General features: G+C 48.6%; 23 protein-coding genes and 3 pseudogenes. 23 read left to right on the top strand and 3 right to left on the bottom strand.

Going from position 1 to position 25,395, the window contains the following annotated elements; all coding sequences use genetic code 11:
• Positions 1-14: 14 nt before the first annotated feature.
• Positions 15-167, top strand: coding sequence for a hypothetical protein (locus ACTWJ7_RS22625; protein ID WP_179132691.1), 153 nt, complete (start codon positions 15-17; stop codon positions 165-167).
• Positions 168-291: 124 nt separating this feature from the next.
• Here ACTWJ7_RS22625 and ACTWJ7_RS22620 read toward each other — a convergent pair whose 3' ends face one another.
• Entirely contained in the window at positions 292-531 is a 240-nt protein-coding gene (locus tag ACTWJ7_RS22620; protein ID WP_024630323.1) for a hypothetical protein, read from the bottom strand.
• Positions 532-954: 423 nt separating this feature from the next.
• On the opposite strand from ACTWJ7_RS22620, the gene ACTWJ7_RS22615 reads away from it, so the two are divergent.
• The 11 genes and pseudogenes from ACTWJ7_RS22615 (at position 955) to ACTWJ7_RS22565 (ending at position 15,897) form a co-directional block, all read left to right on the top strand.
• Complete coding sequence (locus tag ACTWJ7_RS22615) at positions 955-1,275, top strand: hypothetical protein (RefSeq protein WP_024630324.1); 321 nt, start codon at positions 955-957, stop codon at positions 1,273-1,275.
• 55 nt (positions 1,276-1,330) lie between these two features.
• Positions 1,331-5,332 (top strand): annotated as a pseudogene (essC, locus tag ACTWJ7_RS22610) (type VII secretion protein EssC).
• A gap of 16 nt (positions 5,333-5,348) precedes the next feature.
• Positions 5,349-6,179, top strand: coding sequence for a hypothetical protein (locus ACTWJ7_RS22605; protein ID WP_301879166.1), 831 nt, complete (start codon positions 5,349-5,351; stop codon positions 6,177-6,179).
• Between the two features lie 6 nt (positions 6,180-6,185).
• Positions 6,186-6,734 (top strand): hypothetical protein, encoded by a 549-nt coding sequence (locus tag ACTWJ7_RS22600; RefSeq protein ID WP_079346819.1) that lies wholly within the window; start codon positions 6,186-6,188, stop codon positions 6,732-6,734.
• A 193-nt stretch (positions 6,735-6,927) separates the two neighbouring features.
• Entirely contained in the window at positions 6,928-7,203 is a 276-nt protein-coding gene (locus ACTWJ7_RS22595) for a WXG100 family type VII secretion target (RefSeq protein WP_017689071.1), read from the top strand.
• Positions 7,204-7,530: 327 nt separating this feature from the next.
• Positions 7,531-9,448 (top strand): annotated as a pseudogene (locus ACTWJ7_RS22590) (hypothetical protein).
• 33 nt (positions 9,449-9,481) lie between these two features.
• Positions 9,482-10,234 (top strand): vWA domain-containing protein, encoded by a 753-nt coding sequence (locus ACTWJ7_RS22585; protein ID WP_301879144.1) that lies wholly within the window; start codon positions 9,482-9,484, stop codon positions 10,232-10,234.
• A 219-nt stretch (positions 10,235-10,453) separates the two neighbouring features.
• Positions 10,454-11,086 (top strand): hypothetical protein, encoded by a 633-nt coding sequence (locus tag ACTWJ7_RS22580; protein WP_443145896.1) that lies wholly within the window; start codon positions 10,454-10,456, stop codon positions 11,084-11,086.
• A gap of 190 nt (positions 11,087-11,276) precedes the next feature.
• A complete protein-coding gene (locus ACTWJ7_RS22575; protein ID WP_443145895.1) occupies positions 11,277-12,083 on the top strand; it encodes an SDR family oxidoreductase in 807 nt (268 codons plus the stop codon).
• Positions 12,084-12,179: 96 nt separating this feature from the next.
• A pseudogene (gene hrpB, locus ACTWJ7_RS22570) lies at positions 12,180-14,688 on the top strand (ATP-dependent helicase HrpB).
• A 606-nt stretch (positions 14,689-15,294) separates the two neighbouring features.
• Complete coding sequence (locus ACTWJ7_RS22565) at positions 15,295-15,897, top strand: general stress protein (protein ID WP_301879141.1); 603 nt, start codon at positions 15,295-15,297, stop codon at positions 15,895-15,897.
• 134 nt (positions 15,898-16,031) lie between these two features.
• Here the strand turns inward: ACTWJ7_RS22565 and ACTWJ7_RS22560 are convergent, their stop codons facing one another.
• Positions 16,032-16,367 carry a YidH family protein gene (locus ACTWJ7_RS22560; RefSeq protein ID WP_293017544.1) on the bottom strand — a complete coding sequence of 112 codons (336 nt, stop codon included), beginning with the start codon at positions 16,365-16,367 and terminating at the stop codon, positions 16,032-16,034.
• A gap of 136 nt (positions 16,368-16,503) precedes the next feature.
• On the opposite strand from ACTWJ7_RS22560, the gene ACTWJ7_RS22555 reads away from it, so the two are divergent.
• From ACTWJ7_RS22555 to ACTWJ7_RS22525, 7 genes are all read left to right on the top strand, one after another.
• Positions 16,504-17,649, top strand: a complete 1,146-nt coding sequence (locus ACTWJ7_RS22555; RefSeq protein ID WP_301879139.1) for an acyltransferase — start codon at positions 16,504-16,506, stop codon at positions 17,647-17,649.
• Positions 17,650-18,221: 572 nt separating this feature from the next.
• Entirely contained in the window at positions 18,222-18,596 is a 375-nt protein-coding gene (locus tag ACTWJ7_RS22550; protein ID WP_301879137.1) for a helix-turn-helix transcriptional regulator, read from the top strand.
• 2 nt (positions 18,597-18,598) lie between these two features.
• Positions 18,599-19,606 carry a Gfo/Idh/MocA family protein gene (locus ACTWJ7_RS22545; RefSeq protein WP_301879135.1) on the top strand — a complete coding sequence of 336 codons (1,008 nt, stop codon included), beginning with the start codon at positions 18,599-18,601 and terminating at the stop codon, positions 19,604-19,606.
• Between the two features lie 259 nt (positions 19,607-19,865).
• Complete coding sequence (locus ACTWJ7_RS22540) at positions 19,866-20,306, top strand: ribonuclease (RefSeq protein ID WP_285079433.1); 441 nt, start codon at positions 19,866-19,868, stop codon at positions 20,304-20,306.
• Positions 20,307-20,323: 17 nt separating this feature from the next.
• A complete protein-coding gene (locus ACTWJ7_RS22535; RefSeq protein WP_079346794.1) occupies positions 20,324-20,599 on the top strand; it encodes a barstar family protein in 276 nt (91 codons plus the stop codon).
• 211 nt (positions 20,600-20,810) lie between these two features.
• The gene (locus ACTWJ7_RS22530) at positions 20,811-22,097 is read left to right on the top strand and encodes an MFS transporter (protein ID WP_301879134.1); all 1,287 of its coding nucleotides are present in this window, start codon (positions 20,811-20,813) and stop codon (positions 22,095-22,097) included.
• A gap of 110 nt (positions 22,098-22,207) precedes the next feature.
• Positions 22,208-22,891: an ArsR/SmtB family transcription factor gene (locus ACTWJ7_RS22525; protein ID WP_301879133.1), complete on the top strand. Its 684-nt coding sequence runs from the start codon at positions 22,208-22,210 to the stop codon at positions 22,889-22,891.
• 157 nt (positions 22,892-23,048) lie between these two features.
• Here ACTWJ7_RS22525 and ACTWJ7_RS22520 read toward each other — a convergent pair whose 3' ends face one another.
• Positions 23,049-23,615 (bottom strand): TraR/DksA C4-type zinc finger protein, encoded by a 567-nt coding sequence (locus ACTWJ7_RS22520; RefSeq protein ID WP_024630342.1) that lies wholly within the window; start codon positions 23,613-23,615, stop codon positions 23,049-23,051.
• A 206-nt stretch (positions 23,616-23,821) separates the two neighbouring features.
• Here ACTWJ7_RS22520 and ACTWJ7_RS22515 point away from each other — a divergent pair, with 206 nt between their 5' ends.
• The 4 genes from ACTWJ7_RS22515 (at position 23,822) to ACTWJ7_RS22500 (ending at position 25,229) form a co-directional block, all read left to right on the top strand.
• Positions 23,822-24,199: a DivIVA domain-containing protein gene (locus ACTWJ7_RS22515; protein WP_443145894.1), complete on the top strand. Its 378-nt coding sequence runs from the start codon at positions 23,822-23,824 to the stop codon at positions 24,197-24,199.
• Between the two features lie 62 nt (positions 24,200-24,261).
• Positions 24,262-24,417, top strand: a complete 156-nt coding sequence (locus ACTWJ7_RS22510; RefSeq protein ID WP_443145893.1) for a hypothetical protein — start codon at positions 24,262-24,264, stop codon at positions 24,415-24,417.
• Positions 24,411-24,695 carry an Rrf2 family transcriptional regulator gene (locus tag ACTWJ7_RS22505; RefSeq protein WP_443146407.1) on the top strand — a complete coding sequence of 95 codons (285 nt, stop codon included), beginning with the start codon at positions 24,411-24,413 and terminating at the stop codon, positions 24,693-24,695. Before ACTWJ7_RS22510 ends, ACTWJ7_RS22505 begins: the two co-directional genes overlap by 7 nt.
• 36 nt (positions 24,696-24,731) lie before the next feature.
• Positions 24,732-25,229, top strand: a complete 498-nt coding sequence (locus ACTWJ7_RS22500) for a metallophosphoesterase family protein (protein ID WP_094939528.1) — start codon at positions 24,732-24,734, stop codon at positions 25,227-25,229.
• Positions 25,230-25,395: the final 166 nt, after the last annotated feature.

Genomic DNA, 25,395 nt, shown 5'->3' with positions numbered 1-25,395 from the left:
GGGGCCTGAACTTCATGTCCATTGACCGTTTCATTCTGAGAAAGCTGAATACTTGTCAGGAAGAAAATACACGTGATAATCTGGTTCGATTGTTTGTCATTCGAATCCAGAAGGCCGAGATGGAAGAAGAACACGAAACCGCCTATGTCGTCAGCAGATTGCATTAGAGATAGATAAAAGGAATCGATACACAAAAAAGGAAGCTTGCCCTCAACGGCAAGCTTCCTTTTCCTTATTTTCGCGAATGAATGAATTCGCAGTTTCCAAGTTGATGTAAACAACTGACTCATCTTAATAAAGTGATAAGGCGAGGGAGTCATTTTCGCTACGGCTGTGAAGAATGGCTTCACCACCGACAATCTCAATACTAATCAATGATTGCAGACATTTCTGTAAAGCACGTTTACCATTGCTAATCTTATGCTCAAGGGCACTGCTAAGCAATCGGAGTGTCTTTTGCACAGGTTGTTTGTTTTCTTGATTGAAATATACAGGGATTGATTTGTTTTGAAAAGTTATTAGTGTTCTCACTAGAAATCACCTCACGAGAGTTATTTCTTAATGGTTATATTAAATACCAATGCTTAAAATTACCTTAAAATCAGCTTATGAAAACATAAAGGTGGACAATGTTTGAAAAGTGTTCACAATTCAATTGTGGGCGAAGCAATAAAAAGTCCCGAAAAACCAGCTTGTCATTTCCATTTATATGGAAGGTATTCGTGTGGTTTCGCATCTTTGCAATAATTAACGTGACTACTGCCTCGAAAGTTCTGAGTCGAATGGACGATATTTTAATATATACGTGGGTCATATGTAACAAAATTACAGGTTGCACATTGCAAACAGGGTGTTTATGTAAGAAAATAGGGATGGAATAGCGTTTCATCTACTTTTTTTTGATTTAATTTGACACTAGGACAATTTACATATGAGACCATGGGAGGGATTATTTTGATTCTTACCGTGTATTCCGGCCGGGAGGAAGGCGAGTGGTTCGACATCGAGGTCCCGGATGAATGTACTATTGAACATCTGAAGACATTGCTGGGGGTTCGTATATTCGGCCAGGCACCAGGAGAGGGCATTCAGTACATCCTTGAAGCCAAATTTCCAGAAGGATTGTGGTTCTCACCACAGAACGCACAACAGTTAATGGAAACTGGGCTGCGTCAAGGAAGTTGTGTGCGAGTCCAGCGGGCATTCTCCACCACTTCTGAAGAAGCACCTGTCTATGGAAGACGTTCATTGTTTCAGCAGGACAGCAACGAATGAACGTTCTGAACGTATATATTGATTACGGCAATGAAATAAAGGAGGTCTTCTCTTCGTGAATGTGTTATATCAGCGTTCTCCAAGAATGACACCGGTTCTCAAGGAAGAAAAGCTGGAGATTCTAAGGCCTCCGGCTGAACCCAACAAACCTACATTTTCAATGATTTCTATTATAGTACCCATCATGATGACGATGGTTAGCATCGGTTTCTACGTATATCTCAATATGAGCGGCAAAATGGACAATAGAAATTATATGATGTTTCAGATGATGACGGTTATGATGATGCTTACGTCATACACCATTCCGTTTTTTGTGTATCTAAGCAACAAGAAGACATATCGCCAAAAGCTGGAAGAGCGTACAGCCATGTATCGTGCACAGCTGGAGAAGCACCGTGAAGAACTGAAGGAAGCCCAAGCGGAGCAAGTAAAAAGTCTGTATGAGATTCATGGGGATCCCAATGTATGTCTGCAAGTGGTGAAAAATCGCAACAGTTCGCTGTGGGAACGTTCGCCTGAGGATGATGACTTCTTGCAGGTGCGAATTGGCACGGGCGAAATTCCGTTTCGAATCAAACTGCAGGTTCCTCGTGTGGACGGGTATGAAAAGGATGAGTTGATTGAAGCGGCTCATGAATTGGCTGCGGAATTCGAAACGGTGCCTGATGCGTCGATTACATTACCACTATTTCAGTCCAAAGTGATGGGCCTAGTCGGTAATCGAGAGGAAGTGCTCGCTTCATTACGGGTGATTATCTCACAACTGACGGTTCGTCATTCACCGGATGAATTAAAGATTGCTGCCTTTTACGAAGAAAAGGAAACAAAGGAATGGGATTGGCTGCGCTGGCTGCCCCATATCTGGGATGAAGATCAGGGACAACGCTATATGGCCGACAGGCACAGCGGTGCGCATCAATTGGCGGACAGCTTGTTTTCCGTGTTGAACCGGAGGCGTAATAATAAGGAAGATCGCTATAAGAAAACCGTGCAAACGCCATGTTACGTGGTAGTTCTCTCGGATACTCAATTAATAGAAGAAGAACCGCTACTTCCCTTGCTGCTGGAATCGGCCCAGGAGATCGATGTGTGTACCATCATACTGGCAAACCGCAAGGAATCATTACCCATGCATTGTCAGTTAATTATGGAGGCTTCGAAAGGCAAAGGGCTTTATGTCAAAAAAACCGAGGATGCCGACGTGATCAGGCAAACGTACACGCCGGATGTGATCTCCAGAGAGTCCGCAGAGGCGCTCTCTCGTTATATGTCACCTATTCGTCTGAAACGTTCCTCGGCTTCGGATATACCACAAGTGCTCCCGCTGTTTGATATGTTGAGTACATCACGAGTGGAAGATCTGGACGTGGTTACACGCTGGGGCCAGACACGATACCCGGACACCCTGCCCGTACCTATGGGTGTGCGTGCTGGTGGCAAGAAAATTGCGATTAACTTACATGATAAAATTGAACGTCAGGGTCATGGGCCGCATGGTCTGATCGCAGGGACTACCGGTTCAGGCAAAAGTGAAGTTATCCAGTCGATTGTGGCCTCTCTGGCAGCAGAGTTTCACCCGCATGATCTGGCCTTTATGTTGATTGACTATAAGGGCGGCGGAATGTCGAATACATTTGTGGGCTTGCCTCACGTCGTCGGTACGATTACCAATCTGGATGGGAACTTGATTGAACGCGCAAATATTTCACTTCGGGCCGAGTTGGTCAGAAGGCAAAAAATCTTAAATGATGCCGGAAATCTCCAGCACATTGATGAGTATTACAAAATTCTGCGTTCCAGACATGAACAGCCGCTGCCGCATTTAGTTATCATCATTGACGAGTTTGCGCAGTTGAAGCGGGATCAGCCGGAATTCATGGATGAATTAATCAGCATAGCGGCCATTGGCCGGACACTGGGTGTACATCTGATACTGGCAACCCAAAAGCCTGCCGGTGTGGTCGATGATAAAATCTGGAGTAATTCCCGTTTCCGTATCTGTCTTCGTGTTCAAAGCGAAGGGGACAGCCGGGATATGATCAAAATTCCGAATGCGGCCTGGATCACCAAGCCGGGTCGGGGATATTTTCAGGTTGGCAGTGATGAAGTGTTTGAGGAAATGCAATTTGCCTGGAGTGGTGCGCCGTATAATCAACAGGAAGATACAAGCACGGTATTGCCTGTGATGGAGGTGCGTTTAAACGGGAAGCGTGAGCCACTGTTGACTGGAGAGCGCAGAGCTGTGCTTAAAGGTGAGGATGTGCCCAAGCAGCTCCAGGTATTTATTGATTATGTGGCAGAAGCGGCTGCAGAGGCGGGGATCACCCGATTGCCAGGACCCTGGTTGCCACCTTTGCCTGAGACACTGGAATGGGAGAGCCTCAGCGACTGGCAGGAAGAAGAGAATCGTGAGGCATTGCTTGACGGCGGTGCCAGCGGCCTGAAACCTGTGGTTGGCCTGCTGGATGATCTGCCTAATCAGCGACAGCAGCCGCTAGCGCTTCCGGTGGATCAGGGACATCTGGTTGTATACGGTATGCCTGGTCTGGGAAAACGACCTTTGTTCAAACCTTGCTGATGTCACTGGCCCGTTCTAAGCGGACTGAAGCTTGGCACGGATATATCATCGATATGGGCCGGATGATGAAGGATTTCGCTGGCCTGCCTCAGATCGGTGCTGTAATGATGTCTGAAGAGGAGGATCGGATCAAGCGCTTGTTCCGCTATATCCTGAAACTCTCTGCACAGCGCAAAGATATGATCTCGGAAGCCGGGGTTAAGACGATATCAGCCTACCGTCGCACAGCCCATGCCGCCGTGCCGCAAATTGTAGTGGTTATCGATGGATATCTTTCCTTCCGGAATGCGTATCCTGAGGAGAATGAACTTCTGGAAACGATCCTTCGTGAAGGCGGCAGCCTGGGAATTACATTTATCCTCACGGCCAATCGTGTCACGGATGTATTTGAGAAATTCAGAAGCAATATTCCCAATGCGGTATCATTTGAATTATCTGATCCAAGCGACTATTATTACGCAGTGGGACGGCCATCCAAGGCACCTAGCCAGCTTCCGCCTGGAAGAGGACTAGTCAAAGGACAGGTTCCTCCATTGATGTTCCAGGCGGCACTGCCGTCATCCGGAGCAGATGAGGGCAAACGTTCTTCCGCTCTGCGCCGCATGATAGCAGAGATCAGAGAAAGCTGGAACGGAGAAGAAGCGCCGCAGATTGCACCACTCCCGGAAGAGGTGAAGCTCAAAGATGTGCTTATCCGTACAGGGACCTTCGGGCAAGTCGGAGACATCTCTTCTTTAACCGTACCCGTAGGTTTGCTGACCGATGATCTGGAACCCTTCCAGCTGAATCTGCGTGAAGGGCCGCATTTCATGGTTACGAGTCCGATGGAAGGCGGCAAAACGACATTTTTGCTGACCTGGATGTTATCACTTGCGTATCATGCGTCTCCTGAAGACGTGCAAATATACACGGTAGATATGCGGTATGGTTCCGGAGGACTGGGGAAATCAGCAGTTTGCCCATGTCCGTGGACATGTATCCCGTGAAGAACAGCTTGCACCTGTGATCCAACAGTTGTACGATGAAGTTCTAAAAAGAGGCGAGCTAACCGGTGGTCCGGAGATCGTTCTCATTATCGACGATGCGGATACGTTATCCAAGCAATTAAATGATTTTAATGTGAAGGATCAATTGGGAGCGATCGTTCGTCAAGGCAGGGATCGAGGCATACATGTGATTCTGTCAGGAGTTCCGGCAGACTTCCCAACCTTTGGATCTGACTGGGTGAACGATGTGAAGGCTTCCCAGAGCGGATTGTTGTTCGGGACTTTAGACCCTAATGATCTCTCGTTCTTCCGTATACCTTATTCGGAATCCGGGGGGAGTTCAACTGGGCTGAAGGTACTGCCTCCGGGTCAAGGTTATTATGTAAAACGTAAATATTCCAGGGTTAAAGGTGCAATTCCATGTGATGGCACCTGGAAAATGACCGATTGGATTTCTGAAATTCGTGACCGATGGCATGTTGTAGTTTGAGGGGAGGTGGCTCATAATGTTGACGGTTCATGATTCCAAGCAAAAGGTAGTCACTTTGCAAATAAAAGAGCTTTTTTTCCTGGCCGGTATTCTCGGTTCAGACCGCTTGCTTGGCGTGGAAGATCCGTTCCGCGGATATATGGCGGAAGACATTGCTTTGGAGTGGGAGCGTGTAAAAACATCCCTGCTCGACAAAGGATATCTGATTCAGGATCAGGACAGCAATGAGCTGATCATGACACCGACCGTTTTCTCCAGGGTAGCCATTGCGGGACTGTCAGACAGGGCTTGCTGGATTCGCTACACGCACAGCGGCAAGTCGTATGAAAGTTATGTGCACTGCACGGATGAACGTGTCGTTGAAGTATCCCGTGTTGCAGACGAACCGGATTCGTTCCGGCTGAGTGATTTGGGAAACGTTCGTGAAGCAATTGATTTTCTGATTCAAAGGATGAACTGGAGTGGTCATTCTCCGGCGGAAAAGCCGGCTCTAATGTGCTCCAAGAAAAAATTCTATGATGTGATGAATGATCTGAGGAACAAAGAATTACAGGCAGTGGCGGATGAGTTGGTACAGGAGACGAGCGATCCCGAGGGGTCGCTTGCGCTTGCACGCTGTCTGGTGAGCAAGGAATCAGAGGGAGAGCTACGGTTGCTCGTATGGAACGGAGAAGAATGGAAATCGCAGTCTGCGGCTTTCGCTGCAAGCGCGGTATCCAACTGGCTGTTTCGCATGAGTACTGCGGCTTCGGATGATTGGCTTGTTGCAGCACTGACGACGAGAGAACAGTTTCACGAGATGCTGCTGGACTGGCTTAAACAGCCTGCAGGGGAAGAGGAAAGGTGATGGTAAATGCGCATTCGTGTGGAACCGGATGTGCTTCGGGCACTGAGCAGGCAGATTCAGTATGCGGCGGAGCAAATACAGCAAAAGATGACAGTATTGGATCAGGCGATTCATTCGCTGGAGTGGGATTTTGAAGCCCGCGCCGCGGTAATGAATGAATGGAATCACAGCAAGCGACTCTGCGAAGCAGCGGTACGTCGTTTTATGGACTTGAGCGTACAGCTGGGACGCAAGGCCGTGTTATTCCAGCAGGTGGACATGGAGTATCGTACAGTGTTGAGTCATGTGAACACAGCCTATGGCAATGCGGTCAATATGTTGAATGTTCTTCAGACGGAGCGTGCAGGAGAAATTATGCCTGCGCATTCGGCAGCTGCTGCTGTTGTATCCGACCCGTTTTCCGCGGTAGCGGCAGTATACCGTGTCCAGGATGCTGCGCCGCCTGACGGCTCACCGGCGACTCTGATCCAGGCCATGCAGCCTGAACCTGTGGCATGGAGATTCACAGATCCCTCCTTTCGTGGAAGAAGAGGAACCGAACCTGTGGTTTCTTGAACCCACGGGCTACAAGGCTGAGTAAGCAAGACAGCAGAAAGTGAATTTTTTATAAACAGGATGTTAAGTGAAGTTTAGAATGCCAAAAATGGGGTAAATAGGATTAGGTCCTTCGGCTTTTGTCCGATCGATCCTTGTATAGTACAATTTGAACAAATGAATTTAATTGCACAAACCAAGGAGGAATTTACAAATGGCAGGACGCATTTTAGTTACCCCAGAACAGCTTGATCAGGTTTCCAACCAATTTAAACAAAGCGGTGAGCAAAGTCAGCAAATCGTATCTACATTGACTCAATCCATCACAAGCATGGAAGGACAATGGGAAGGTATGACGAAACAACGCTTCTTCCAGGAATTCCAGGAAGCCAGCAAACAAATGCAATCTTTCGTTCAAACGTTGAATAGTATCAGCGCGGAACTGACGGCTATTGCCAACAAATTCCGTACGGCTGACCAAGCTCGCTAATCTGCGATACATAGTTCGGGCAGGTTCCGTATCCGAATTCGCCCAGAATCATAAGCAGGAAGCAAGCTGAAGATTTACAACTACAGCAAAAACCGGGCGTTTTCACAACACCCGGTTTTTGTTGCACTATGACAGAATGACAGAGAGAGGGATGAGCATGTCTTTCAACCAAATCCCGGGGATGAAGTGGTGATTAACGACATTGCCTATACCATTGGGCAGCATCCGGCTGCGCCCGGTCTGGCTTACGCCCAAGCCGGAAGGCAGGGGATCGTCTATCAATTGTTACCCCGTAACGGTTCCATAAGTGGGGCCAAAGCACTAAAAGTGTTTTTTCCGAAATTTCGTATCCCAGCTATGGTGTATCAGTCTGAGCATATGGAGTCTTATAGTGAACTGCCAGGTTTGCAGGTATGCAAGCGTGATGTGCTCACTCCGGAAAGAAACGGAGCGCTCATTGGAGAACATCCCGATCTGTTGTATGCGGTATTGATGCCGTGGGTGCATGGTCTGACCTGGTTCGATGTAATCAGCGATCAGAAACAGCTGACAGCGGAGGAAAGTCTGAAGCTGGCAAGAGCACTGGCCGGGACCGGTTCGGCCATGGAACAGCGTGGACTGGCTCATTGTGATTTGTCCGCACCCAATGTGATGATTCCGTTTTTTTCCGAAGTGGAGAACCTGCGAGGGATTTCAGCAGTTGAACTGGTAGATGTAGAGCAGATGTATGGCTCCAGAATGGATCGTCCGGATGCTTTGCTTGCCGGTTCACCGGGGTATGCAGCCCATCGGACAGTGCACAGTGGCTTGTGGAGTGCGTATGCCGACCGTTTCGCGGGAGCAGTTATCATCGCCGAAATGTTAAGCTGGTCTGATGCAGCGATTGTGGAAAAAGCATGGGGAGAAAGTTATTTTGACCAGCACGAAATGCAGACGGTAAATGAACGGTATTATGCTATGAGAGATTCGCTTCAGAAGCGCTGGGGCTCCAAGGTATCCGATCTGTTTATTCGTGCCTGGGAGAGTCATGATCTCAGCAGCTGCCCTACGTTTGGCGAATGGTTCGTAGCGTTGGCTGCTGTGGACATCCATCTGGCAAGCGCAGCATCAGTTGAAGAATCTGTAGTCAAGGCTTCAGAACAGACGGATGCGGTGGGGACGGATCAGATCAAAGGCACAGAAGCAGCAAGCGGTTCATTGGATAAGCTGGGAAATACGGATCTGAACATGTCCGCTGCCGAACATCCACCTGGTCAGGAAGCGGTTGTAAACCGTCTCTTCCTTCAGGCGAGAGCATTGGAGGATGAAGGCAAACCGGCTGCGGCGTTGGAGGTATACCGTTCACTGCATCATTTTATTCCGAATAACAGTGCGATGCAGATGGAAGTTGAGGCTGCGATTCAAGAGCTGAACGCCAAGCTGAATCCCACGAATGATGAGGCCGCACAGCCAGTCAAGGTTCCTTTTTACCGTTCCAAAAAATTAATGATTTCTTCGGCTGTGTTGATTGTTCTGTTGGCTGGAACTGTGCCGACTGTTAAAATACTGGCTGATCAGGCCGAGGTTAAACAGAAGGAGCAGGAGGCAGCTGCCAAACAGGCAGAAATGAAGGCTGCGGAAGAGGCTGAAGCTGCGAGGGCGACTGCTCTGAAGCAACAGGAAGAAAAGAGAAGCAAAAAGCGGCAGATGCGGCGAAGCTTGATGCCGAGGAAAAGAGAAAGCTTGCTGAAGCGGAGAAAAAGCAGGCAGAGGCCAAGAAGAAGGAAGAAGAGCGTAAGGCGCTTCAGGCCAAGTACGACAAGCAGGCGAAATATGAGGCGTACCTTGCCAACCAGAAACAACAGAAGCTTGAAGCCGCCAAGAAGGCAGAACAGGAAAAGTACGACAAACAGGCAAAATATGAAGCCTATCTGGTCTGGAAAAGGAGAATGACGCCAAAATTGCTAAGCAGGAAGCCGAGCGCAAGGCAGCAGCCGAGGCTCAGCGCAAGCAGGAGGCGGCCGAGAAAGCTGCGCTTAAGAAAAAACGTGCCCAAAATGTCGTCACTCTGATTGCCCATTACAATAAAACGTATAATGCGCAAAAAGGAAGAAAAATTGAGAACGCCGAATCCTACGCGCGTGATTTCAAAAATCTGTACAATACGGATGCAACCTATTTCAAAGGTGTCGGTAAAGTGGCAGCACGAATGAATGCGATCAATAAGTTCCTGAGCGATACTGATTATACATTGCCCAACTTGTAAAATAACGTGAACGACGGAGGTGACACATCCCAGATGAACTACACGATTCAAGCATCCCAGCGCACACCTGCACTGATTATCTATTTAATTGATATTAGCGCCTCCATGAACATGGTTCTGGACAATCGTCGGCGGATTGATGTCGTCTATGATGCCTTATCTCTGGCAATTCGCCAAATGGTATTTCGATCTACGAAGGGGAACCGATTGACACCTCGCTACAGGATTGCCATTCTGGCATACAGCGACGATGTATACGATCTGTTGAACGGGATTAAGGGCATCGACGAAATCGCTGCTGTGGGCTCCTTGCCCGATTTGACGCCGAAAAGATTCTCGGATTCAGCGAAGGCTTTCCTGCAGGCGGAGAAAATTCTGCAGGCTGAAATTCCGAATATGCAGGATTGTCCTGCGCCGTTAGTATGTCATATGACCGATGGGGTAGCCACAGGCGAAGATCCGGAGCCGATTGCCAAAAGAATTATGGGCATGAGTGTGCCTGATGGCAATGTACTCGTCGAGAATATTTTTATATCCGATCATCTGCTGGAAGGCTCTATTGCGGAGCCGAGAAGATGGAAGGGCATATCCCAGGAGACAACCCTTCAGGATGAACATGGGGAGAAGCTGCGAAATATGTCCTCAGTTTTGCCGGAAAGTTATCGTGAAATGCTGGTTGAGGCGGACTATTTGCTTGCACCCGGCGCCCTTATGATGCTTCCTGGTACTTGTGCAGAACTGGTATCCATCGGGTTTCAGATGTCCGCTGCTACGCCTGTGAGATAGGAGGGGAATCATGAGAGCGATGCGTTTGGCAACATTGTCTGCTGGAGATAAAGGGAGCCATGCCGACCACTATCAGGGGAACTTTCGCTATGTGAGTGTCCAGACAGGGAACAGCCGCTGAGCCGTTATCAAGGTACATTCAAGTGCAGGTATGGTTATGGAAGAGCGGCGGAGACCGTTAATCAGGGAGACACCGGACAGGATTTTGCTGCTGTTCGCATGAATGGTAATGTGTGTACTTTCGTATTATGTGATGGAGTAGGCATGAGTTACCTGGGTGATTTTGCTGCACGCTTTCTAGGAAACGCCTTGCTGGAATGGCTGGATACAACTCAACATCCTTCTTTGGAAGCTATGGAGCGTCTGCTTCATGACTTGACAAGTCCGGCATCCGAACAGCTGGAGAAGTTGCAGCCTTTGGAAAACTCGCCGTTACTGCTGCGGGAAGTGCTGATGGAGAAGCGAAGCAGGGGAAGTCAGGCCATGTATGTGTGTGGACGCATCGAGCTCTCTGCGGGCAATCGAAAAAGCAAGGTGTGGCTGGCCTGGCAGGGGGACTCCCGTATCCGTCTCTGGCGTAACGGTCAGGAGCAATCGGCAGCATTTCAGGTGAACTGCCGTACGAATGAGCGTTGGTCTACCCTGGAAGGGCCGGTGGGTGGCAAACCGCATATCTATGAGGCGAAACTGTCTGCGAATGAAGCGGCTCGCCTTCAGCTGTACACGGATGGCCTGAATGACCTGGATGCCATTCAGGCTTATATTCCCGATGAACACATTCAGGTGCTGCTGGATGCCAGACATACGGGTGGGCTTGAAGATGATGCCGCTTTCATTGAGCTGGAATGGTGAGGTCGGAGGTAGTATTAGGGGATAGCTCTGATCAAGCTGCTGAAAATAGTGAGCATCACCTGCGAAAAAACTTGTCCTTGTTGATTTAAAAGACACTCTTTTTGGGTAATCTTGTGAAGAATCTACTTACAGATATTGCATGAACGTACATTCTTACATAATTACTGAGCGAGAAGGAGTGGAATGGATAATGACACAACATAACGGCAAGTCTCGGTTCGAAGGCAAGGTCGCTATTATTACTGGAGCTGGTTCGGGGATCGGAAAAGCGGCAGCGCTCAAACTGGCGAGTGAGGGAGCATATGTTGCGCTGCTCGATCTGGTAAATGATCGGATCTCCGAGACGGAAGCAGAAATTAATAAGCTGCGCGAAGGTGCGGCTAGAGCATTCGATGTAGATATCTCCGATCCGGCCCGGGTGGAAAAGGCAGTTCTGGAAACCATTGAATTGTTCGGCGGTCTGGATATCGTTTTTGCCAATGCAGGCATTAATGGCGTATCTGCGCCGATTGAAGAGATACAGGTTGAGGATTGGCAGCAGATTATGACGACGAATCTGAACGGAACTTTTTTTACGATCAAGTATGCACTGCCTCATATGAAGAAGCGCGGTGGCGGAAGTATCATTATCACCAGCTCCATTAATGGCAATCAGCGCTTCTCCAGCTTCGGCATGTCGGCGTACAGTACATCCAAGGCGGGACAGGTTGCTTTTGCGAAGATGGCTGCGCTGGAACTGGCGAAGTTCAAAATTCGTGTCAATGTTATCTGTCCTGGAGCGATTGCAACGAATATTGACCAAAGTACGATCAAAACGGATGAGCTGCATCAAATTGTCATTCCGATGGAGTTCCCTGAAGGCCAACAGCCGCTGGCTGACGGGCCGGGTCAACCTGAGCATGTTGCTGATCTGGTCGCTTTCTTGGCTTCAGCGGAGTCCCGACACATTACAGGTGCGGAAATTGTCATTGACGGTGCTGAGTCGCTGTTGAGTTAAATCGAAATAACTATGAAGTCGTTCCTCTGGAACGGCTTTTTTGTTATAATGCTAACATTCGAATAGACACGTGGTATATCAATTAGGAGAGATGAGATGAAGACGGATTTACCGATAGAGCAGATTATTCCTGAGCTGAGGCAGTTATTTCAGGAGAAGGATACAGGTGTTTTAATTGCGGAGCCGGGTGCGGGTAAAACGACCGTAGTACCGCTGGCTCTGTTGGAGGAGCCATGGATTGCCGGACGGAAAATCATAATGCTGGAGCCCCGCAGACTCGCCGCTCGCTCGGCTGCTGCACGAATGGCAGCTTCACTTGGTGAAAAAGCGGGACAGACTGTAGGATATCGAGTGCGGATGGATACTCGTGTAAGTCAGTCCACTCGAATTGAGGTGGTGACGGAGGGCGTACTAACCCGGATGCTTCAACAGGATCAGGGACTGGAAGATACGGCGATGATTATCTTTGATGAGTTTCATGAGCGGCATCTGCAGGGTGACCTTGGTTTGGCGCTTGCGCTTGAATCCAGGGCCATGCTGCGTCCGGATCTGAAACTGCTGGTGATGTCGGCTACGCTGGACCCAGCTCCAGTCTGTGCGCTGCTTGGTGAGGGAACCAGATGGATTGACTGTCCTGGACGAACGTTTCCCGTGGAAACCCGATATGTATCCAAACCGGCATCCGAGCAGATCGAGAGATTTACAGCTCAGACCGTCGTTAAGGCAATAGCAGAACAGGAAGGGGATGTATTGGTTTTCCTTCCGGGTGCCAAAGAAATCCATCGCACAGAGCGAGAGCTGGCAAACCTCATGCTTCCTGCTCATGTTCAGGTTCATTCCTTATATGGCAGCATGCCTGCAGAACGTCAGGATGAAGCTGTGCGACCCGCAGAAGAGGGCAAGCGGAAGGTTGTGTTGTCCACGTCCATTGCCGAATCCAGTCTTACCTTGGCTGGAGTCAAAGTCGTGGTGGATGCAGGGCTGAGCCGTGCGTCCGTTTTCGCCGCGGACCGGCATGAGCCGCCTGGTCACCCTGCCGGTGTCCAAGGCGTCAGCCGATCAGCGGCGGGGGCGCGCGGGGCGGATTGCACCGGGCGTGTGTTACCGGCTATGGAGCGAAGAGGCCCATGGCGTGCTGCCAGATGCAGCAAAGCCGGAGATTGCCTCCGCGGACCTTGCGCCGCTGGCGCTGGAGCTTGCCGCCTGGGGCGTCCAGTCCCCTGCAGAGCTGCAGTGGCTGGACACCCCGCCTGATGCCGCCTACGGCCAGGCACAGGCGCTGCTGCGCCAGCTGGGCGGCCTGGACGACGCAGGCCGCATCACGCCCTTCGGGCGGCGGATGAACACGCTTGGCGTGCATCCGCGACTGGCCAGCATGCTGCTCCGCGCGGCGGAGCTTGGGCTGGCCAGCTACGCCAGCATGCTGGCGGCACTGCTGCAGGAGCCTGCCGGCCTCCGTGGCAGTGCAGGCGCGGGCACCGATCTGCGCCCGCGCGTGGAAGCGCTGCTGACTGCGAACAGCAGCGGTATACCGCAAGCGGCAGCGTCTGTCGCAGACGTCGCTGCCGTGCGGCGCATGCTCCAGGAGAGCCGCCAGCTGCGCTCGGCTCTCGGCCCGGCGGCCGATCCGGTACGGCCGGATGAAGACAGCTGCGGATGGCTGCTGTCCTTCGCTTACCCGGACCGGATCGGGCAACGCCGGGAGGACGGCCGCTATCTGCTGAGCAGCGGCCGCGGAGTGCGGCTTGCAGCGACAGAATCGCTGAGCCGTTCAGCTTATCTGGTCGCAGCCGAGGCCGACGACCAGGGCGCAGATGCGCGCATCCTGCTGGCTGCGCCAGTGCAGGAGAAGAGACTGCTGGAGCTTGGTCCACATCTGCTTCATGAAGAGGTACAGGTAGCCTGGGACCGAAACACTCGCAGTGTGCGTGCACACAGAAGGCTGCGAATTGGAGCCATTACGTTGAAAGAAAGCAGCATTGCACAACCACCCGAAGATCAGGTACTGGAAGCACTGCTCTCGGGAATACGCATTGAAGGGCTGGATTGTCTGCCCTGGACAAAATCATCTCGGCAGTTAGCGGACCGGATGCGCTTTTTGCATCATCATTTGCCGGAATGGCCTGATCTTATCGAAGATCATCTGACCGAAGAACTGGCAGAGCATCTCAGCCCTTTTCTGACAGGTATGCGATCCGTTGTGGATCTCAAGCGACTGTCGATGCAGGATGTGCTGCTCGGCGGACTGAGCTGGGAACAGCGACAGCAATTGGATCGCGAAGCTCCTACACATATTCAGGTGCCTAGCGGTTCGCGCATTCCTGTGGATTACAGCCGTCCTGAAGATCCTGCGCTCGCGGTGAGACTGCAGGAGATGTTTGGTCAGCAGGAGACCCCGCGTATTGGCGGTGGTCGAGTACCACTGACCATACATTTGCTATCCCCGGCGCAGCGGCCTGTACAGGTCACACGGGATCTAGCCAATTTTTGGCGAGAGACTTATTTTGAGGTGAAGAAAGACTTGAAAGGCCGTTATCCCAAGCATTATTGGCCGGATGATCCGCTCGAAGCAATAGCGACTAACCGGGCTAAACCGCGAGTTTAGCAAGAAAACGGGTCTTCCAACCTTGTTTGGAAGTTGGGAGTGAACACGTCCTGAACAGGTGAGGGTGCCGCTGGTTGATGAGGCAGTGGAGCGCTAACGAACCTGAGACGTGTTATACAGGGGCTTGAAGCACCTGCAGAAGTGTAGCGAACTTGAGACATGTTATATCGGATTTTGGGACCGTTTGTGGCGTTTTTTAGGGCGTTTTAGGGGAATAACGTGCCTGGCGTTCCTTACGTTTGATAAGGTCCAAATAAGACGTCCTGTGTTCTTTAGAAAATGTATGCTAATCCCACTTTGTCCGCCTGCCCGATTGCTCTGGAAAAAAAGATGCTAATCTTACTTGGCACTTGGTTCCTCCCACCTGATTGCTTGGCATAGGAGCCGACACCAGATCAGGATTGGCATATCACGGTTACATGACATGCTTGTGTTCAACATCGTTTCATACCGCCTGTAGTTCCCGGCGTGGTGTCCCGTTGAATATCATTGGTCGTCAGCCATCTAGGTCCTTCCAAGATATAATATTGCGATGGAAACGTTTGAAAGAAAACAAGGCGGGTAATAACATAGCGAACCACTCAATTCGATGAGGAGGAATTCACTATGCAGAAGAAAATCGTAGGTGTGTTTAATACAGAACGTGAGGCATCATCGGCAATCGAGGGACTGAAAGCGCAAGGATTCGCTTCAGACGAAATTTCGGTAGTCACGCAGGATCGGGATGAATTGAAGGCAATTCGTGAAGAGACGGGTACAAAAGCACCCGAAGGTGTAGCGGCAGGCGCGGCAACAGGTGGGGTGCTCGGTGGAGTAGCCGGATTACTTGCAGGCATTGGAGCATTGGCGATTCCGGGCATAGGTCCCATTCTGGCTGCAGGCCCAATTGCCGCAGCATTTACCGGTGCCGCTGTAGGTGCTGGAGCTGGCGGACTGGTAGGTGGACTCGTCGGTCTCGGCATTCCGGAGGAGGATGCCAGACAGTATGAGGAATACGTGCAAAGTGGCAAAATTCTGTTGCTCGTGGACTCTACGGATCGGGACACGGATGTTTATGAGGTGTTTAGCAATAACAGCTATGTGAACCGGAACAGTATTGATGTTCATCGAGAAGATGTGCCTGTTGAGCGTCCGGATCTGGATATGGAAGAGCGCAGACTGGAAGCCCAGAATAAGGCCGCTCGATTTGGCAACAATACTTTTCTATAATTCGTAACGAACAAAGACAGGATTCTTTCACTGGAATGACATATGTGAATCATCAAATGGTCATCAGCCGGTTTCCTTAGAGGAAGCCGGCTTTTGTACCTGTGTACATGCCTGAATTAGCAAGTGGGCAGGTGTTAATCCTGCCAGGCAGGGAATAACAATACATACAGTAATACAGCCAGGGCCAGCCCAATCACCAGCAACATCAGTGTTAGGAACCGGATCAATCCGGTGGATGCCTGGAACGTCTGTGAATTGATCTGATTGCGTTTTCGGTGGTAAGCGGAGGCGGAGCACAGGATAATCAAAATACCGCTGACCAGGGAAGTAATACCGATGATGATTGCTGCGATATGGGCTATCCGATCATATGCTGTTGAATTGAAGCCAAATCCGGCTGCAAGAAAGCCGACCCCGACCATGGCAATACCGGTTCGCACCCAGGCCAGAAAGGTTCGTTCGTTAGCCATATGCTGCTGTACATATTTGGAGTCAATGGTGGTTATGTCTTGGTCTGTGTCTGAGATGTGAATCACCCCGTTCATAATATATGGTTTTATTGTACGTTTTTTTCATAGCAAAACCAAGAAAGGGGGCTGTCTGTTTATGCCTCGTAAAGAACGAATTGCAGAAATTGAGAGTCTTAGGGGAATTGCTTTTGCAGCAGTCGTCCTTCAGCACTCCATTGCTCATTATTCCCTGGTCCCGGAAGCGGGACTGGAAGACGGCGTATTGCTCGCATTGCTGCTGATGCTGTCCAAATTTGCGGTACCCCTGTTTATTTTTATTACAGGCATGGTGCTCTTCTATAACACAGGAGACAAGCTGCACTATGGACGGTTCATGCAGAAGCGATTAACCGATGTAATCGTTCCTTATATCATCTGGTCACTGATCTACTTCACACTCGCGCCTCGCGGCTGGAACGGCTTTGGTTGGCAGGATATCCCTGACCTTGGCTTAAAATTAATTACGGGCAAAACGTCCTCGCATTTTTGGTACATTATTATGCTGATTCAGTTTTATTTGTTGTTTCCCCTGTTTTTGCGAGCAATCCGTTATGTCTATAATCGATATGAGGCAAAGGGGCGCACCATAGCTCTTCTAGTCTCCGGTGTGGTGTACCTTGTGCTCGCGGATCAATTGAGAAATATCGCCAAGTTCATGGAAGGGCTGAATATCCCGGTGCTGACCGATGCGTTTACAACCTATGCCGACCGTAATTTCCTGTATTTCTTTTTTTATTTTGTGCTTGGTGCGGCAGCCGGGCTATCGGTCCAACGCTGGAATGAGTGGATTCAGCATTTACGCTGGGTATATTGGGCTGTGTTTATTGTACTTGGACTTCGGTTTATATATATGTTAATGCAGGAGTTCCAGAAGCCGGAAGGTATACAGATCACGTTCTATACCGTCAGTCTAATTCGGCCGGATATGATCTTATTCCTCATTGCATCTATCATGGTGATGTACCAGCTGGCTGGCAAGCTACACAATAACCGAGTAACACGATTGCTGGCGTGGATTGGCGGGGTTTCGTACGGGGGCTACCTGATGCACATGCTGTTGTTGCGCTTCAGCTACATTCCGGATGAACAGTTTTATGTGGCACTGGGTTTAAACCCCGTAGTGCGCATGATCATCACCTGGTTGCTGGCACTTACATTATCCTGTGTACTCACATGGCTTATCTCCCGCGTAAGCTGGGGCAAGTGGATTGTGGGAAGCGTACCGAAGTCCAGACCTGATTAACAGGTGAATACATCATTATATGAAAAATTCAGAACAGTTCACAGCTTACAGCGATGCGTACGAAAAGGTCAATACTTACAACATATGATCTTGCGAGCCTAGCGAAGTTCTTAAAGTTCTTAAAGTTCTTTAAGTTCTTTAAGTTTCTATGCTCTCTCTAATTTCTCGTAATTCTCAGGCTCTCTAAGTTCTCTAATTTCTTTAAGTTTCTAATCTCTAAAAGTTCTCAACTTCTCTAAAATTCTCGAAGTGCTCTAAAAGTTCTAGATGCTCGTCCATTTGCAAAAAAAAGAGAGTTGAAGGTCAACAAAAACGAAGGCAACAATCTGAAAAAAGTGAAGCCTTGATCAAGAGGTTAACTTTCGAAATAAATTTTAAAATTTCACTACATGAAAAATTCATAACAGTAAACCCAATATCCTGCTCTATCTTACGTTCCTGCACATCCATTCATTCTCTTTCTTGCTCCCCTAAGCCCAAGGATTAAAGGAAGAAAGACGGATAAAGATGGCAGAAGGGGAACATAAGTTTTATAATACTAGATATATAGAGCTGACAGGAGGGGAATGAACGTGGCTTTTATGATTGCGCAGCGGGCATTTATTAAGCTGTATCTGATTACGATGGTTGAGCAGCACAGGGGATACGGCTATGAAATGCTGGAGGCCATGAAGCAGGAATTCAAAGCCTACGGTTATGTACCACCCCAGAGCGAGATTTACCGGGCGCTGCATGAATTGGTTCAACAGGGTGTCTTTTATCGTACGAAGAAGCTGAAAGGTAGTGATCCCAAAGTCGATTTTCAGGAAATCGTTTTATATCACTTCACGGATGATGGTGCGGAGAAAGCTGAATTATATAAAAAACAGGTCAAAACCGATCTTGATCGTTGTCTCGGCATGTTACACAAGGCAGAAGAGGACAATTACGGAGTGAAAGGAAGATAAGCATGGACAGACACCTACAATGGGGTGTACTCGGTACATCCACAATCGCGAAAAATGCAGTCATTCCGGCGATCCAGCAATCCGAACGTGGTGAGGTGCTGGCGATCGCCAGCCGCAGTAAGGAAAAGGCCGAAGCTCTTGCGAATGAACTCGACATTGCCAGAGCGTATGGCAGCTACGAAGAACTCATTGCGGATCCGGATATTGAAGCCGTATATATTCCTCTGCCGAACCACATGCACAAGGAGTGGACCATCAAGGCTGCTCAGGCTGGAAAGCATGTATTATGTGAGAAGCCGGCTGCGCTCAACGCGGATGAAGCAGCAGAAATGATTGAGGTATGCCAACAGCACGGCGTTCTTTTTGCAGAAGCGATCATGTATCGATATCATCCCAAGCATAGACGTGTGCAAGAGATTATAGCCAGCGGGGAGATTGGTACTGTCAGAGCCCTCCATGGCAATTTCACCTGTAATACCGCTGATGATAAAGACAATGTTAGGTTCAAACGGGAGATGGGCGGAGGATCATTATTTGATCTTGGCGTATATCCAATCTCGGCAGCCCGCATGTATCTGGGGCAGGAACCGGAAGCCGTAACGGTACATGCTTTATTCTCGGAAGAGCATGATGGCGTTGATATGATGGCGTCGGGACTGGTGGAATTTCCGAATTCGGTAGCGTTAACCTTTGACTGCGGCATGTGGGCCTCCGGGCGAGCCGAGATGGAGATTCTCGGTACCGACGGACGGATTGAACTGCCTAAGGTGTTCGGCTGGGAGAACAGTGATATTCCACCACAGATTATCGTGCATACGGATTCTGTAAGCCGTGAGGAACGTGTATCGGTATCCAACTCTTATGTTTTGCAGGTGGAAACCTTTGCAGCCGCGGTGCTTGAAGGAGAAGCGTTGCCGTTCAGTCCGCAAAATACCATTCAGAATATGCGTGTCATTGATGCGTGTCTGGAATCGGCACGAACTCGTCAACGGGTGCAATTGATTGATTAAAGCAGAAACATGATCGAAATAGTAGACTCCATCCTCCGGGATGTGAGTCTTTTTGCTGTATCTTAATGTCATATTTATGTATATTTACAAAAATAAACTTTAAATTTGATATTTCCTCCAAAATGATGTGATATAAATAGTAAATAGATGGCTTGTTCACTATAATCTAGCAGAACGCACATCCTGATAGATTTCACATCTCATATCAATTACATAGTGGCAACGTTCATCCATTTTAAATCATTGGGAGGCTGAATTTATGAAAAAGTTTTTGTCCACAGCTCTGCTCGCAGTTATGTTAACGATTGTCTTCTTCACGGGTTCACAGATCACTCCGGTTGGGCAGCAGAAGGCTTCGGCTGCAACGTGTACCATCATCAACACGTTCACTGGTGTGGCCAACTATCTGAGCGCCAACGGCAAACTGCCATGCAACTACATTACCAAGGCGCAGGCAACGGCACTGGGCTGGGTATCGTCCCAAGGTAATCTTGCTACGGTTGCTCCGGGCAAAAGTATCGGTGGAGACGTGTTCAGCAACCGGGAAGGCTTGCTTCCGGCAGCAAGTGGACGAACTTGGCGTGAAGCGGATATCAACTACACTTCCGGCTTTCGTAATTCTGACCGCATTCTGTATTCCAATGATGGCTTGATCTACAAAACGACAGACCACTATGCATCCTTTACTCGCTTGAAATAAGGAAGGACAACACAGACATGAAGAGAGTAATACTGAACGGTGAGGAATTTTCCAGCACGGCAGAGCTGCATGAGCTATTGAAGCAAAAGCTCGAACTGCCAGACTTTTACGGTGCGAACCTCGACGCCTTGTGGGACTGCCTTACAGGCATGATCGAGCTGCCGCTTCAATTAACCTGGACAAACTACCAGATTAGCAAGGAAAGACTGGGGAATGAGGCAGAGAAGGTATATCAGCTGATGTTCGAGGCGGAAGAAGAGGGTATTGGATTCCAATTGAAGACTGAGGACTAGTATATGGATCAAAGTTGCAAATTTGAGTACAAAGTGAACAGACCCTGGGGTCTGTTTTTTTGTGTTTTGTGGAGATGGTTAAGTAACCGTAAAAAAAGAAGGCTTAAACCCATCGTTAAAAATATTTTCACGAAAGGGTTGATTTTCGCATATCATCCGTTAAAATAAAATTAACATTAAAATTATTTTCACGTTGAAGGGCGGAGTAATCATGAGTGAAGGTACAGTGGCACAAAAGCAGGGGATCGGGGAATTAATTCGGATCAGGCCTTATATGCAATTTATGCTGAGCAAGATTGTTTCCAGATTCGGCGATTCAATTGATTCCATTGCCTATAGCTGGATGGTGTACATTCTCACGGGTTCAAAGCTGCTGATGGGAACACTGCTGGCTGTCAATTTTTTGCCGAGTATCTTTCTGGGGCTGTTTGTCGGCGCGCTGGTGGATCGCATGTCGCCCAAAAAGGTGATTGTACTGACGAATACGGGTCGAGGATTATTTGTTGGCATTACAGCCCTTCTGTTCGGTCTGGGTGAGCTTCAAGTCTGGCATCTGTTCGTCATCACCATTCTGAATTCCCTTCTGGAGTGTTTCGCGTCACCAGCCGAAGTATCCAGCGTACCGCGATTGCTTCCCAAATCAATGCTGCTGTCCGGTAATGCCATGGCCTCATCTGCAACCCGGGTTGCTGAACTTGCAGGACTTGCAGTGGCGGGTACGTTAATTGCAACGGCAGGGATCACGTGGACGATTTTGATCGATGCTGTTTTGTTTGCCTTGAGTGCACTTCTGATGAGCCGTGTGGGTTACCCGAAAGTTTCAACATCATCTAACAATGAAAATAAATTATTCGATTCTTCTGATTCTCCTCCAGCACGAAAAAGCATATTCTCTGAAATGACGGAAGCCTTTCATTTTATGCGTAAACATGTGTTATTGCTGATCGTCTCGATTCTGTTTGCCTTTGTTAACTTCTGTCTGATGCCATTCAATGTTCTTCGCACGCCATATGTCATTGAAACGTTGCACGCCGGAGCGGGAGGATTAAGTCTGCTCAGTGGGCTGATTGTGGGAGGCATGGTAGTCAGCGGATTATGGCTGTCTCACCGAGGATCGAATTACCGTAAACATGTGCTGGTCATTGTCGGGATTGTCATGTTGGGGCTCAGTTATGCGATGACTGCACTGCCGGCTTACATGACGTCCTACAAGCTGCCTGTTGCTGCTGTCTTTTGTCTGATGATGGGCATGGGAATTCCGCTCGCCACGACACCCCTTGCGTCCTATCTCATGGAAGTTACGCCTTCCGAGATGCTTGGCAGAGTGTATGCCCTTCAAAGTATGCTCGTCATGAGTGTGTCTCCAATTGGGAGTCTGATTTCAGGAGCACTTGCAGATTGGGTGGCATTGCCGATTCTATTTATGGTCTTTGGAGTTTTGCTTGCCATGTCAGCGGCTTTAGTGCTTTTGAGCAAGACTTTTCGCACCGTTCTATAATATGGCTTCCTGAATCTTGCGATCTTCAGCCTGTTTTGACCGAAACCCTGTTCGGACGGTATAATATACACATGATGGGCAACAGGTACCCCGGAAATGAGGATACAGGTATGCAGCGCAAAGTACTTTCAACAATTGAAGAAATTAAGGTCTACTCCGATCCGTATCGGATACAGATCATGAATATGTTTAATAGACAGGGCAGACCCTCTACGGTTAAAGAAATCGCAGACCAGATGGGCGAAGTACCAGCCAAGGTACATTATCATGTGAAAAAACTGGAGAAAATCGGTCTGCTCACCATCGTATCCACTCGTGAAATTAATGGAATTATCGCCAAATATTACGATCCCTTCAAGGGAGAAATCCAGCTTCGTAACGAAGATGAAGAGAATTCACCTTTGAAGGAGGTATTTCGCTCCGAAACCTTCAAATTGTTAAATGAAATGTATGAGCAGAGCCGTCGGCGATTTATGAATCAGGCGGAAAACGGGGACCGCATGTTCATCTCGGATATGACGTTGTATGCTAGCCGGGAAGAAGTAGAGCAGCTGTACAACGATATTACGAAGATGTGTGAACCCTATTTAACGAAAGACAGGCACAATACGGACCAGGAGGTCTTTCATTTATTCAGTTCCTTATCGAAAGATACGGTGAATAAGCCAGCTTCGGAAACCGATGGGAAATTGAAAAAGAAGGTTTCATCCGATAAGGGCAAGTCTGCTGCCAAAACGATAAGACCTGCTAAAAAGCGGGATGAATCCTCGTCTGGTGGTCAGTCGGAAGAGTAATCGGAGCATATTTCATCGCCATATTGACGTTATAACTGTATAAAGATGATATGCTGGACCAAGAAAAAGCCGCCATTGGCGGCTTTTTCATGCGCAATTTGGCATGATGGAACACATGTATCTATTTTTGCGTAAACGACTTTAATTCGTTCATAAACTACATGTTTTCATCATAGTCTTTTACGTCACGCTTGGCTGCTGTTGCAGGAGAGTTCGATGTGCCATATTCCTCGACGGCTTCCCAGGCGTCAGCGTTATCGAACTTGCCAGCATTGCGCTGTCTTACTTCTCCAGCACCACTCGGCGGCATCGTCATAACTTCCTCTTCAACAGGCCGTTCGTTGCTTAACTCGCGGTTAGGCGTATCATCGATACAGTAGGCTGTGTAAGGGATCGCTTCAAGTCGTTCAAAGGGAATATCCTTACCACAGGTCACACATGAGCCATACGTTCCTTGTTCAATTCGCTCCAAGGCTTCATTAACCTGATTGAACTCGTCGGTTAACGTATCATCTATCGCCAAGTCACGGCTTCGCTCAAACGTCTCCGTACCGGCATCCGCCGGGTGATTATCGTATGATGACAGCTCGCCTGTTGAATCTTTCAGGGATTCGGCTGGAGCGCCGTCTTCCATGCTGGATTCAAAATGGCGCTGTAGGTTTTCACGTTGTTCCAAAAGGGCGTTTTTCAGCTGTTGAAGTTGATCTTTGGTTAATGTACTCATAAGGACATGCTCCTTTCCCGCAATGGGGTTGTAGTCAGTCCTTACCCGAATTTCATAAGAAGCAATCAGTTTTGTGTGCAAAGAGGGGCGTTGGATTTTATATCTGGCGGATAATGTGTTATAAAAAATAGAGAGAGAAAATGCGGCGGTATCGAAGGTCTACTTGATGCATACCGCGGCGCGTTTGATAATGGAGGGTTGTCAGTATGGATGAGCATATGAAACGAAGATTGGACAAACAAAGACAATTGTTCAAACAATTGGGCGTGCAGCTCGACGCTTTATCGATTCATGAAAAACAATTCAATTATAAACTTCGTGGTTATGATCCGGATGAGGTGGATGCCTATCTTGATTTGGTTATTAAAGATTACGAACGTTTCTATGCCAATATAGCGGATCTGATGGACAAGTGGCAAGAGCAGCAGTTAACGATTTGGGATCTGAAGTCATCGGCGAAGCCAGTGGAAGATCCAACGAAGATTGATCGCAAACAACTGGATGATATTGTGAAACAACTGGAATACAGCGTTCGGCAATTAAAAATCAGGGCACGCCCTGAACAGGACCTGTTCTCCGAATAAACCTGCACATCCGGGATGATATAAAATCAGCATTTTAATGCTCAACTAAAAGGTGGTTAATCATGAGTACTCATTTTTCGGTCAGTGTGCATTGTTTGTTGTTGTTGTCTTTCAGCGCGCCTGAACGAATCACTTCGGCACTGATTGCAGGTAGCGTGAATACCAACCCTGTTGTGGTCAGACGTATTCTGGGCGGGCTCAAAAGGCAGGACTGGTAGACTCCTCACCTGGAACAAGAGGGTTCTATCTCGCCAAGCCTTCAAGCGAAATCACATTAGCCATGATCTATCAGGCTGCCAAGGACGAAGGCCCATTGTTTCCGATTCACGGTAACTGCAATCCAAATTGTGATGTCGGTCTTCGTATTGATAGTCTTCTGACCAATCTGTACCAGGTTGCCGAAGCTAAAGTGGAACAATTCTTCGCATCCATTACCCTTGAAGATATGGAGCGTTCCTGTTCCCAGATGGAAGTTCTTCCAACACATGTTGAATAAAGCGTAATGTAAGGGAAAGGGAAGGTGTGCTGTACTATGAACATTATTGTCATCTCGGACACTCATTTACCTCGAAGAGCACGTACGTTACCCGAACCCCTGCTTGAGGCGCTGGCAAATGCCGATCTGATTCTCCATGCGGGTGACTGGTCGGACTGGGATGTATACAAGCTGCTCAGTACTTATGCACCCGTTGAAGGTGTTGCAGGCAATACGGACCCGCCTGAAATAGGTCAAAAACTCGGGTTCTCCCGCATCGTTGAGGCGGACGGTTTGCGTCTTGGTCTGGTACATGGACATCTGGGAGCAAAGTCTACCGAGCAGAATGCAATTCATACCTTTGCAGGGCAGCAAGTGGATGCCGTGATTTTTGGACACTCACATATTCCGGTGATGCATACGGTCAATGATGTCTTGATCTTTAATCCAGGTTCTCCTACGGATCGGCGGCGCCAGCCCCAGTATTCTTTTGGTATCCTGACAACAGAGTTGGGGAAATTGCAGGCGGAACATGTTTTTTTTGATAAAAAATAGAAGTTAAAACAAGGCATCTCGAATCAGAAGGATCTTCTGTTATTCGGGGTGCTTTTTGTTATGTTTGTGTTCAAAAGGATATCTGCATGTTATCTCTGAATGGGGAATATGGTCTGCTGTTTATCTGTCATTCATCTCTTCGCGTTGACCCCTATGGAGGCCTTCG

Source organism: Paenibacillus sp. 1A_MP2 (assembly GCF_052244825.1).
Classification (GTDB): Bacteria; Bacillota; Bacilli; order Paenibacillales; family Paenibacillaceae; genus Paenibacillus; species Paenibacillus vandeheii.
The sequence above is the reverse complement of the archived record's forward strand: the minus strand, read 5'-3'. Positions and strand labels throughout refer to the sequence as shown.

Coding starts and splice junctions, on each gene's coding strand:
- ACTWJ7_RS22625 (WP_179132691.1), top strand. CDS start 15: ATGTCCATTGACCGTTTCATTCTGAGAAAGCTGAATACTTGTCAGGAA.
- ACTWJ7_RS22605 (WP_301879166.1), top strand. CDS start 5,349: ATGTTGACGGTTCATGATTCCAAGCAAAAGGTAGTCACTTTGCAAATA.
- ACTWJ7_RS22600 (WP_079346819.1), top strand. CDS start 6,186: ATGCGCATTCGTGTGGAACCGGATGTGCTTCGGGCACTGAGCAGGCAG.
- ACTWJ7_RS22595 (WP_017689071.1), top strand. CDS start 6,928: ATGGCAGGACGCATTTTAGTTACCCCAGAACAGCTTGATCAGGTTTCC.
- ACTWJ7_RS22585 (WP_301879144.1), top strand. CDS start 9,482: ATGAACTACACGATTCAAGCATCCCAGCGCACACCTGCACTGATTATC.
- ACTWJ7_RS22580 (WP_443145896.1), top strand. CDS start 10,454: ATGAATGGTAATGTGTGTACTTTCGTATTATGTGATGGAGTAGGCATG.
- ACTWJ7_RS22575 (WP_443145895.1), top strand. CDS start 11,277: ATGACACAACATAACGGCAAGTCTCGGTTCGAAGGCAAGGTCGCTATT.
- ACTWJ7_RS22565 (WP_301879141.1), top strand. CDS start 15,295: ATGCAGAAGAAAATCGTAGGTGTGTTTAATACAGAACGTGAGGCATCA.
- ACTWJ7_RS22560 (WP_293017544.1), bottom strand. CDS start 16,367: ATGGCTAACGAACGAACCTTTCTGGCCTGGGTGCGAACCGGTATTGCC.
- ACTWJ7_RS22555 (WP_301879139.1), top strand. CDS start 16,504: ATGCCTCGTAAAGAACGAATTGCAGAAATTGAGAGTCTTAGGGGAATT.
- ACTWJ7_RS22545 (WP_301879135.1), top strand. CDS start 18,599: ATGGACAGACACCTACAATGGGGTGTACTCGGTACATCCACAATCGCG.
- ACTWJ7_RS22540 (WP_285079433.1), top strand. CDS start 19,866: ATGAAAAAGTTTTTGTCCACAGCTCTGCTCGCAGTTATGTTAACGATT.
- ACTWJ7_RS22535 (WP_079346794.1), top strand. CDS start 20,324: ATGAAGAGAGTAATACTGAACGGTGAGGAATTTTCCAGCACGGCAGAG.
- ACTWJ7_RS22530 (WP_301879134.1), top strand. CDS start 20,811: ATGAGTGAAGGTACAGTGGCACAAAAGCAGGGGATCGGGGAATTAATT.
- ACTWJ7_RS22525 (WP_301879133.1), top strand. CDS start 22,208: ATGCAGCGCAAAGTACTTTCAACAATTGAAGAAATTAAGGTCTACTCC.
- ACTWJ7_RS22520 (WP_024630342.1), bottom strand. CDS start 23,615: ATGAGTACATTAACCAAAGATCAACTTCAACAGCTGAAAAACGCCCTT.
- ACTWJ7_RS22515 (WP_443145894.1), top strand. CDS start 23,822: ATGGATGAGCATATGAAACGAAGATTGGACAAACAAAGACAATTGTTC.
- ACTWJ7_RS22510 (WP_443145893.1), top strand. CDS start 24,262: ATGAGTACTCATTTTTCGGTCAGTGTGCATTGTTTGTTGTTGTTGTCT.
- ACTWJ7_RS22500 (WP_094939528.1), top strand. CDS start 24,732: ATGAACATTATTGTCATCTCGGACACTCATTTACCTCGAAGAGCACGT.